At 71.9% G+C, this 9,113-nt stretch carries 7 protein-coding genes; 3 read left to right on the top strand and 4 right to left on the bottom strand.

Annotated features, from left to right (window positions below; translation table 11 throughout):
• Positions 1 to 144 precede the first annotated feature (144 nt).
• Together ACWD01_RS36560 and ACWD01_RS36555 are read right to left on the bottom strand one after the other, a co-directional pair.
• Positions 145 to 2,058, bottom strand: coding sequence for a sigma-70 family RNA polymerase sigma factor (locus ACWD01_RS36560; protein WP_451168193.1), 1,914 nt, complete (start codon positions 2,056 to 2,058; stop codon positions 145 to 147).
• Positions 2,059 to 2,255: 197 nt separating this feature from the next.
• Positions 2,256 to 3,032 (bottom strand): TetR/AcrR family transcriptional regulator, encoded by a 777-nt coding sequence (locus tag ACWD01_RS36555; protein WP_451168191.1) that lies wholly within the window; start codon positions 3,030 to 3,032, stop codon positions 2,256 to 2,258.
• 325 nt (positions 3,033 to 3,357) lie between these two features.
• Here ACWD01_RS36555 and ACWD01_RS36550 point away from each other — a divergent pair, with 325 nt between their 5' ends.
• Together ACWD01_RS36550 and ACWD01_RS36545 are read left to right on the top strand one after the other, a co-directional pair.
• Entirely contained in the window at positions 3,358 to 4,845 is a 1,488-nt protein-coding gene (locus tag ACWD01_RS36550; protein WP_451168189.1) for an NAD(P)/FAD-dependent oxidoreductase, read from the top strand.
• Positions 4,846 to 4,973: 128 nt separating this feature from the next.
• Entirely contained in the window at positions 4,974 to 6,701 is a 1,728-nt protein-coding gene (locus tag ACWD01_RS36545; RefSeq protein ID WP_451168187.1) for an ATP-binding SpoIIE family protein phosphatase, read from the top strand.
• 9 nt (positions 6,702 to 6,710) lie between these two features.
• On the opposite strand, the gene ACWD01_RS36540 is transcribed toward ACWD01_RS36545, so the two are convergent.
• On the bottom strand, positions 6,711 to 7,979 hold the full coding sequence (locus ACWD01_RS36540; RefSeq protein WP_451168195.1) for an MFS transporter: 1,269 nt from the start codon (positions 7,977 to 7,979) through the stop codon (positions 6,711 to 6,713).
• A gap of 176 nt (positions 7,980 to 8,155) precedes the next feature.
• Between ACWD01_RS36540 and ACWD01_RS36535 the strand changes: the two genes are divergently transcribed.
• On the top strand, positions 8,156 to 8,725 hold the full coding sequence (locus ACWD01_RS36535; protein WP_451168185.1) for a MarR family winged helix-turn-helix transcriptional regulator: 570 nt from the start codon (positions 8,156 to 8,158) through the stop codon (positions 8,723 to 8,725).
• A gap of 179 nt (positions 8,726 to 8,904) precedes the next feature.
• Here ACWD01_RS36535 and ACWD01_RS36530 read toward each other — a convergent pair.
• Positions 8,905 to 9,113 (bottom strand): hypothetical protein (locus ACWD01_RS36530; protein WP_451168184.1); only part of this gene is annotated, 209 nt, incomplete at its 5' end.

Below are 9,113 nucleotides of genomic sequence, written 5' to 3'. Positions count from 1 at the left end.
GCCCGGCACCGCGCTTCGCGCGGTGGCCTCAATCTCCCCCTACGGCCTGGCGGCCGTGGGTGGGGGGACCTCCCACGGCCGCCAGGCCGTAGGGGGAGTACCCCCGGGCCGGGCTGGAGTTGCCCGGGCGCACCCACGGAACGGCTACACGCAGCTGATGCGTGACTCCGCCCAGTCCGCCAGGGCCACATGGTCGCGTGGGGTCTGCGGCTCCGCCACGAGGCGGATGGTGCGGACGCCGGAGAGTGGCACATGGACCGGTACCGCCCGTTCGCCGCTGTGGACCACGGGGGAGCGCCACAGCCGTGTCCCGTCGCCGTACACCGAGAAGCGCACCGCGGTCGGTCGCATCCCGCGGGTCATGTCGTCGATGCCGGCGAAGGCGTCGTAGGTGGTGCACCGGCGGTTGAGGTCGATCGTGACGGACGATTTGGCGTGCGTGGTGATGCCGTGGGCGTACTGCCTGCCGCCGATGGACATGCCGGAGCGCTGCCAGACCCAGCCGCTCTCCCCCAGGCGCACCTCGGGTCCCGTCCCGTCACCGAAGTGCCCGTACTGGAGGCGGTTCACCTGGTAGACCTCGGGCGCCGGTGGTGGCGGCGGAGGAGGCGTGGGCGTCGGGGTCGGTGTGGGGGACGGCGGGGGCGGTGACGGCTTCGGTGTCGGTTTCGGCGGTGTGGGCTTCGGGGTCGGCGTGGGGGTCGGCTTCGCCGCCACCCGCACCACGGGCGGCTCCGGAGCCGGTGGCGGCGGAGGTGGCGGCGCCGGGGTGGGCGGCGGTGTCGGTACGACCGGCCGGGCCACCGGCGGCTTGGCGACCGGCTCCGGAACGGGCGCGGGCTCACCGGCCAGGGCCCAGACGAGCCCGGCGGTCACCGCGATGGCGACACCGGCCGCGATGCCGGCCTTCGCCGGCGCCCCCAGTCCCTCGGCGGCGGCGCCTCCCGCCGCCCCGCCGGAGGCCGAAGCACCACCGGTGGCGGCCGCCGCGGCCCCGGCGCCCGCGGCACCGCCGGCCACGATCCCCGCGGCCTTGAGCGAGTACCCGGCGGCGAACCAGCCGATGACGGCGACCGGCAGCAGCGCGGGGATCCCCGCGTTGACATGCGCCAGTTCACCGGCGGCGAGCCGGCACTTGACGCACTCGTCCAGGTGCTTGCGCAGCCCGAGCTCCGCCCGCATCCGCAGACCGCCGCGGGCGTAGACGCCCAGCCGGTCCGCATACCGCGCGCAGTCGCCGCCCGTGGTGAGCGAGGTGCTCACATGGGCCTGGAGATAGGCCTGCTTGAGTCCCTCCCGGGCGCGGCTCGCCAGTACCGCTGTGGCGTTGGCGGTGAGCCCGAAGAGCGGCGCGACCTCGCTCGGGGACTCCTCCTCGACCGTGGTGTGCCACAGCACCGCCTGCCAGCGCTCCGGGAGTGACCGGAACGCCTGTATGGCGAGCGACTGCTCCGCCTCGTGCATGGCCCGCACGTCCGCGCCCAGGTCGAGGGTGTCCTCGTTGGACGCGCCCGCGGCGCGGGCCGCCTCCGCGGCGAAGACCGCGAAGTCGTCGACCAGTTGCTCGCGCTTCGCGGACTTCATCCAGGTCGCGGCGACGCGGCGGACCGTGGTGAGCAGGTAGGCCCGTACGGCCTGTTCGGGCCCGGCGCCGTTGCGGACCGCCTGCAGTGTCCGGGCGAACACCTCCGCGGTCAGGTCGTCGGCGGTGTCGGCGTCCCGGCAGCAGGTGCGGGCGTACCGCCGGACGGCGTCCGAGTGGCGGTGGAACAGCTCCTCGTACGCGCTGTCGTCGCCGTCCCGCATCTGCTGGACGAGCTCGGCGTCCGACGGCGGCAGTTCGCGGGGCGGCGGCAGCACCGAGTCGTGGCTGCTGCCGGGCTCCCGCTGCTGGGGAACCGCATACCGCTCCACGGACTCGGCGGCCTCCACGGATGCCGCCCGCGGAACGCCGGACCCGCCGTGGCCACCCTGGCTCGGAACCTGGGAGGCGGACAGGTCGTCCGACTCCGGCCCGGCCGTACCGCCGAGCGACTCGCCCTGCCCGTCACCGCTCATCGCGGAAGCCCCCGTCAGCACCTACAGACCCGAACACCGGGCAAGCCTGGCACAGAGCGGCTGTATGCCGTACCCCTCCGTAGGGCAACGACCCGTCCGGGGAAACTTCCATGGGACGAGGGCCTTCGCCCACCCGACCGAGGGCGGCCCGAGCGGCCGTGCTGACACGGTTGGTTGACGCCAGGAACGCGCGCCGCTCACGCCGAACGCGGCCGCAGACCCTCCAGCAGAATGTCCAGCAGCCGTGCCGAGGCCGCCTCCTGCTGCGCCGCGTCCGGCAGCGACGGAGCCGCCGTGGCTATCACCAGCAGCACGTCGGCCACCGTCACATCACCCCGCAGCTCACCCGCCGCCCGCGCCCGGTCCACGAGCCGGCCCACGACCTCCAGCAGATCCGCCGAACCGGGATCGTCCTGCTCCGCCGCCGGAACGGGCCGTGGAGCCACCACCCGCAGCCCCGGCTGTCCCACCGGCCGCTGCTCGGGCACCCGTACGTCGTTCAGCGCCTGGGCGTCGCCCGCGACGACCGTCGACTCCTCGCCGTCCACGCCCACCCGTAGCACCTGCGGGGGCAGCAGCCGTCCCGCTCCGGACGCCACAGAGGTGCGCAAGAAACGGGCGAGCGCCGACCACGGCTCCTCCTCCTGCCCGAGAGCCGTACGCGCCTGCTCGGTCAGCCGGGAGGTCTCCTCCTCGGCTATGCGGCGCACCAGCACGTCCTTACTGGGAAAGCGGCGGTACACCGTGCCGACGCCGACCCTGGCCCGCCGGGCCACGTCCTCCATCGGCGCGCCGTAACCCAGCTCGCCGAACACTTCGCGCGCCGCCCGCAGTACATGCTCGAGATTGCGCTGCGCGTCCACCCGCAGCGGAGCCGAGCGGCCGGCTCCGCCCGGCCCGCGTCCGTTCCCATGGCTGTCCGCCGTCGATGCCGGCGCGACATCGGTCTGCCAATGCGAATCCTGAATATGCATGAGCGTTCCCCCGGTCATGTCGTCTCCCCCCGGAGACCTCCCCGCCTGTCCGCCGGGCATGTCGTATCCCGACACCCCGACCGGGTAAGAACATAGTTGAGCCCGAGTCAATTCAGAAGGGGGTACTTCCGCACGGAGCGCCCCCCGATCGGAGCAAGAGCCGGAAGGCTCCCTATTGCGACCCCGGCTTCGGGTCCATCCGCCCTACCTGACCTGCGTTGCTTCCTTTTTGCCCGGACCTGTTCGCGGGCCGGCCGCCGGCAGTCTTCCGGTCACACAATTTGCCGGGCCTGTGGACAAACTCCGGAGGCCGTTGCCTCATGGGATGGTGAAGGCTGCAAACAACCGGGGCACGACCCCCGGCACCCCGCCGCGCACGCGCATTCTCGTCGTCGGCGGTGGTTACGTCGGGATGTACACCGCGCTGCGCCTCCAGCGGAAGCTGAAGCCCGAGCTCGCGCGCGGCGACGTCGAGATCACCGTGGTCACCCCCGACCCTTATATGACGTATCAGCCGTTCCTCCCCGAGGCCGCGGCCGGCTCCATCTCCCCGCGCCATGTGGTGGTCCCCCTCCGCCGCGTCCTCGACAGATGCCTGATCGTCATCGGCGAGGCCAAGTCCGTCGACCACGCCAAACGCACGGCGACCGTCGCCACGCTCGCGACGGAGGAGGAGGGCGCCGGCGCCGTCGAGATCACCTACGACGAGCTCGTCATCGCGCCCGGGTCCATCTCCCGCACCCTTCCCGTCCCCGGCCTCGCCGACTTCGGCATCGGCTTCAAGACGGTCGAGGAGGCGATCGGCCTGCGCAACCACGTCATCGAGCAGATGGACATCGCCTCGTCCACCCGCGACCCCGCCATCCGCCACGCCGCCCTCACCTTCGTCTTCGTCGGCGGCGGCTACGCGGGGGTCGAAGCCCTCGCCGAGCTCGAGGACATGGCCCGCTACACCTCGCGCTACTACCACAACATCAAGCCCGAGGACCTGAAGTGGATCCTGGTCGAGGCGCAGGGCCGCATCCTCCCCGAGGTCGGCGAGCAGATGGGCCGTTACGCCGTACGTGAGCTGCGCGCCCGCAACATCGACGTGCGTCTCGACACCCGCCTCGACTCCTGCGAGGACCGCGTCGCCGTCCTGAGCGACGGCTCCCGCTTCCCCACCCGGACCCTTGTATGGACAGCCGGCGTCAAACCGGCCCCGGTGCTCGCCGCCACCGACCTGCCCCTCAACGAGCGCGGCCGGCTCAGGTGCGACGCCCGGCTCGCCGTCGAGGGCGTCGACCACGCCTGGGCCGCCGGCGACGCCGCGGCGGTCCCCGACCTGACGTCGGACAAGCCCGGCGCGGAGTGCGCGCCGAACGCCCAGCACGCCGTGCGCCAGACCAAGGTGCTCGCCGAGAACATCGTCGCCTCGCTGCGCGGCACGCCGATGCAGGAATACGCGCACAAATACGCCGGCTCGGTCGCGTCCCTCGGTCTGCACAAGGGCGTCGCGCACGTCTACGGCCGCAAGCTGAAGGGGTATCCGGCGTGGTTGATGCACCGCGTCTACCACCTCAGCCGGGTCCCCACCTTCAACCGCAAGGCGCGGGTGTTGGCCGAATGGACCCTCTCCGGTCTCTTCAAGCGTGAGATCGTCTCCCTCGGGTCGCTGGAACACCCGCGTGCCGAATTCGCGCTCGCGGCGGGCGGCGGACGACCGGCGAACGGCGCCAGGAGTGGGCCGGCCGCAGCCCCCGGGGAGGAACCGAAGGAGCAGTCGGCCGACGGATCACCGGACGGGCCCTCCGGCGGCCCCAAGGGGACTTGACGGCTGTTCGGCACCTAGCGGAAAGAAGACTGTCAGTCCGGTCGGCCACACTGGACGTGTGACCATAGGTGGGCTCACACCTGCACAGAGTGACCCTTCGCGAACAACCCATTGAGGCTAGAAAGTCAGTGAACTTCACGCGTTGGAGCGCCAGGCTCCCCGGTACGCAGCGTCGCGCCGCAGCGCGGGGAACCGACCAGGGGCTCTCCCCGGCGAAGCGGTCAGAGGGCTCCGTGCCCGCGGCACGCGGTGAGTACGGCCAGCCGGAGCCCTCGCCCGACGACGTCCCCGCGCTGGAGGACTTCTCCGTACCGGAGATTCTCGGCCGACTGCCCGCGCTGGTCGCGCTCGTCCACGGCCCCGACCACCGCGTCGCGTACGTCAACGATGCCTACGCCGCCGCCTTCGGCCCCCGGCCGGCCGGAGCCGCCGCCGCCGACGTCTGCCCCGAGCTCGTCGAGCTGGGCCTGCTGCCCCTGATGGAACAGGTGCTGCGCAGCGGCAAGCCCCGTACGGTCAAGTCCCGCCGGATCCAGAGCGGGGCGGGCGACCGGCGCGGTGAGGGGTCGTACACGGTCACCTGTCTGCCCGCGGAGCGGGTCGACGGAAGCGGGGAGACCGCGGGAGTTTTGGTCTTCGCCGCGGACGTCACCGACCACGCGGACGCCGCGGAGCGGCTGCGGGCCAGCGAGCGCCGGCACCGCGAGACGGCCGTGACGCTGCAGCGTTCGCTGCTGCCCCAGGAGCTGGAGCAGCCCGACGACCTGCGGTTCGCCGCCACCTACCAGCCCGGCGGCATCGACGCGGCGGTCGGCGGCGACTGGTACGACGTGATCACGCTCGGCGCGGGGCGTACGGCGCTGGTCATCGGCGACGTCATGGGCCGCGGAGTACGGGCCGCCGCCGTCATGGGTCAGCTCCGCACCGCAGTACGGGCCTACGCCCGCCTGGACCTCCCGCCGCACGAGGTCCTCCAACTGCTGGACGGGCTCGCCGCCGAGATCGACGCCAGCCAGATCGCCACCTGCGTCTACGCGGTCCACGACCCGAACGAGGGCAGGCTGGTCTACGCGTCCGCCGGTCATCTGCCGATCCTGGTCCGCGACGAGGACGGCACGGTCCGCACGGCCGCGGAACCGACCGGTCCGCCGCTCGGCACCGGCGGCTGGCTCCACACGTCCGGGGCGATCGATCTGCCGCCCGGTTCCACCGCCGTCCTCTACACGGACGGCCTGGTGGAGCGCCGCGGCGAGGACATCGACGAAGGGGTCGCCGCGCTGGAGCGCGCGCTGGCGGGTGCGACGGGCAGCCCGCAGGTCGTGTGCGACCGGCTGATCCGGGCCCTCGGCGTGACCGCGGAGCACGACGACGACGTCGCCGTGCTCGTACTCCAGCATCCGACGCGGCAGGGAGCGGACGCCGAGCTGTTCCACAACGCGGCGCTCGACCTACTCGGCGGGATCGAGGCCGCGCCGCGTGCCCGCGCCTTCGCCTCGGGGGTGCTCGCCTCCTGGCGTTTCTCCCCCGAGCTGCACGATCTCGGCGTCCTGGCCGTGAGCGAACTGGTCGCCAACTCCCTCCAGCACGGCACCCCGCCCATGCGGCTGCGGCTGCGGCGTACCGACCGGCGGCTGATCGTCGAGGTGACGGACGGCGACGACCATCTGCCGCGCCGGCGCCGCGCGGAGACGGAGGACGAGGCGGGTCGCGGGATCTCCATCATCGCGACGATCGCCTCGTCCTGGGGAAGCCGCCGCACCCCCGGCGGCGGCAAGGCGGTCTGGTGCGAATTCGCCCTGCCCCGGCGGGACCAGGCGCTGGCGAGCCGGGGGCCCGCCCGGCAGGCCTCCCGGTGAGCGTCCGCCTCAGGCGGCCGGGGCGACGGCTTCGTCGGGCTTGTGCACCGCCACCACCCGGCTCCTGGCCGCGAGCGACGGGCGGTCCTGCACAGGGCTGAGCCGCTTGCCGAGCCGCAGCGCGAGCACCGTGATCGAGAGCGAGAACAGCACGAAGGTCACGATGTACGGCCCGTGCAGCGCGGCGCCCACCGGCCCGCCCACGGCCGGGCCGACCGCCAGCGCCAGCTGCTTGACCAGGGCGAAGGCGGAGTTGTATTGCCCGACCATCGCCTCCGGCGCCAGGTCCGCGACCAGCGGCGCCACGGTCGGCGACAGCATCGCCTCACCGAGGCCGAAGAGCGCGTACGTCGAGATGAACGCGGCCGTCGCCATGGCCTGGCTGCCGTGCCCGAGGCCCGCGTAGCCCGCAGCCAGCCACGCCACGGCCCAGATGAGCCCGACCGAGGCGATGACGCGGCTGCGGCTGCGGTGCTCCACGAACTTCAGCACCAGGAACTGGGCGAGCACGATGACCGCCGTGTTCGCGGCCAGCGCCGTCCCGAGCGTCGAGGGCTCGATACCGGCGGCCTCCGTGCCGTACGCGGCGAGGCCCGATTCGAACTGGCCGTAGCAGGCGAAGAAGAGGACGAAGCCCAGGACCAGCAGCTGCACCATCGCCCGGTGTCCGAGCAGCATCCGCAGCCCGCCCGTGGCCCCGGCGCCCGCGGGCCGGACGCCGGACAGCGCGGGGGAGTGGGGGAGCCGCACGGTCAGGGCGATCCCGGCGAGCACCAGGAACATGGCGGCCTCGATGCCGAACAGCAGGGTGAAGCTCGCCGGCCTGCTCTCGTCGACGATGTGTCCGCCGATCAGGCCGCCGATGCCGAGCCCCAGGTTCTGAAGAAAGAACTGGGTGGCGAAGGCGCGGGTGCGGGTCGCCGTCTCGGAGCACCAGACGATCATGGTGGCCAGCGCCGGCTGCATGATCGCCGTACCGGCGCCGAGCACCGCCGCGGAGAGGACGACGGACGGGACGCTGCCGGAGAGGCCCATCCCGACCGCGCCGGCCGACGCGAGCAGAGCGGCGCAGATCAGCACGGGCAGCGGGCCGCGCCGGTCGATGACCCGACCGGTGAAGGGCAGCGCGACGAGCGCGGCCATCGCGAACGCGGCGAGCACGGCGCCCGCCGTCGTCGCGCCCAGCTCCCGCACCTGCGCCACATAGACGTAGAGATAGGGAACGGTGAAGCCGAGCCCGAACGCGCTCAGCGCGTTGCCTGCCTGGATCCGGCGCATCGCTGCACCCTTCGCCTTGGTCACACTCACCCACTTCAGAAGGAGGCCGGTCCGCCGGGCCACCGAGATGGGGGCCGGAGGACTGAAGCCTGAAGACTTCAACACTAAAGTTCGACATTGAAGAGTACACAAAGAAGGACTTCAATGCCAACGAGTGGCGTGCCATACTGCGGCGCATGCCTACCGAGACCCCCCAGGCCTCCCCGACCTCCGGCCCGCAGGAGCCGACCCTCGACGAGCAGATCGCCGCCTACCAGCGCGAATTCGGCGACCTCGATCCGCAGGTCGAGAAGGTGGTCTCGGCTCTCGGCCGGCTCAACCGCCGTATGAACGTCGCGTACGGGCGCCAGGTCGCCGACCTCGGGATCAGCAACACCGAGTGGGAGGTCCTCAAGACCCTGGTCCTCTCTGGCGCCCCCTACCGGATGGGGCCCGGCGAGCTCGCCAAGCGCCTCGGTCTCACCCCGGCCGCCATGACCCATCGAATCGACCGCATGGCCGGCGAGGGCCTCGTGACCCGCGACCGGGACGAGAGCAACCGCGTACGGGTGATCGTCGAGCTGACGGACGACGGCCGCGCCAAGTGGCTCGAGGCGATGCGCATGGCGACGAACTTCGAGGAGGACCTGCTCCAGGACCTCTCGGGCGACGAGCGGTCACTCCTCGGTGAGCTCCTCATCCGCGTACTGCGCCGCGTCGAGCACGACCAGCCGGACGCCGGCGGACGCCTCAGCGACCTGGACTAGCGGCGGGCGGAAGGGGCGAGTTGACACCGCCCCGTACGATCCGTAAGGTACTTCGAGTTGTCACAGAGCCGGAACGGTTCTTCGACAGCAATCCCCGCCGCGAACGCGGCAACCAAACTCAGCACGATCTCCCACTCGGGAAGAATTTCGGCATGCCGAAATTCATTTCGAAAGCTCGATTATGAGCCGCCGGAGAAATCCGCTAGAGTTTGGGCGTCGGAACGGCCCAACAGCCGCGATGACAACTCCCGCTGACTGGGAGTCAGGCCCGAAAGAGTCTGATAGAGTCGGAACCGCCGGAAGGTCGAAAGGCCGGAAAGCACCGGGGAAATCGGATCGGAAAGATCTGATAGAGTCGGAAACGCAAGACCGAAGGGAAGCGCCCGGA

The sequence above is a fragment of the Streptomyces sp. NPDC002835 genome (genome assembly GCF_053591995.1).
This window is presented reverse-complemented; position numbering and strand designations above follow the sequence as displayed.

Coding starts and splice junctions, on each gene's coding strand:
- ACWD01_RS36540 (WP_451168195.1), bottom strand. CDS start 7,979: ATGCGCCGGATCCAGGCAGGCAACGCGCTGAGCGCGTTCGGGCTCGGC.
- ACWD01_RS36560 (WP_451168193.1), bottom strand. CDS start 2,058: ATGAGCGGTGACGGGCAGGGCGAGTCGCTCGGCGGTACGGCCGGGCCG.
- ACWD01_RS36550 (WP_451168189.1), top strand. CDS start 3,358: ATGGTGAAGGCTGCAAACAACCGGGGCACGACCCCCGGCACCCCGCCG.
- ACWD01_RS36555 (WP_451168191.1), bottom strand. CDS start 3,032: ATGCATATTCAGGATTCGCATTGGCAGACCGATGTCGCGCCGGCATCG.
- ACWD01_RS36535 (WP_451168185.1), top strand. CDS start 8,156: ATGCCTACCGAGACCCCCCAGGCCTCCCCGACCTCCGGCCCGCAGGAG.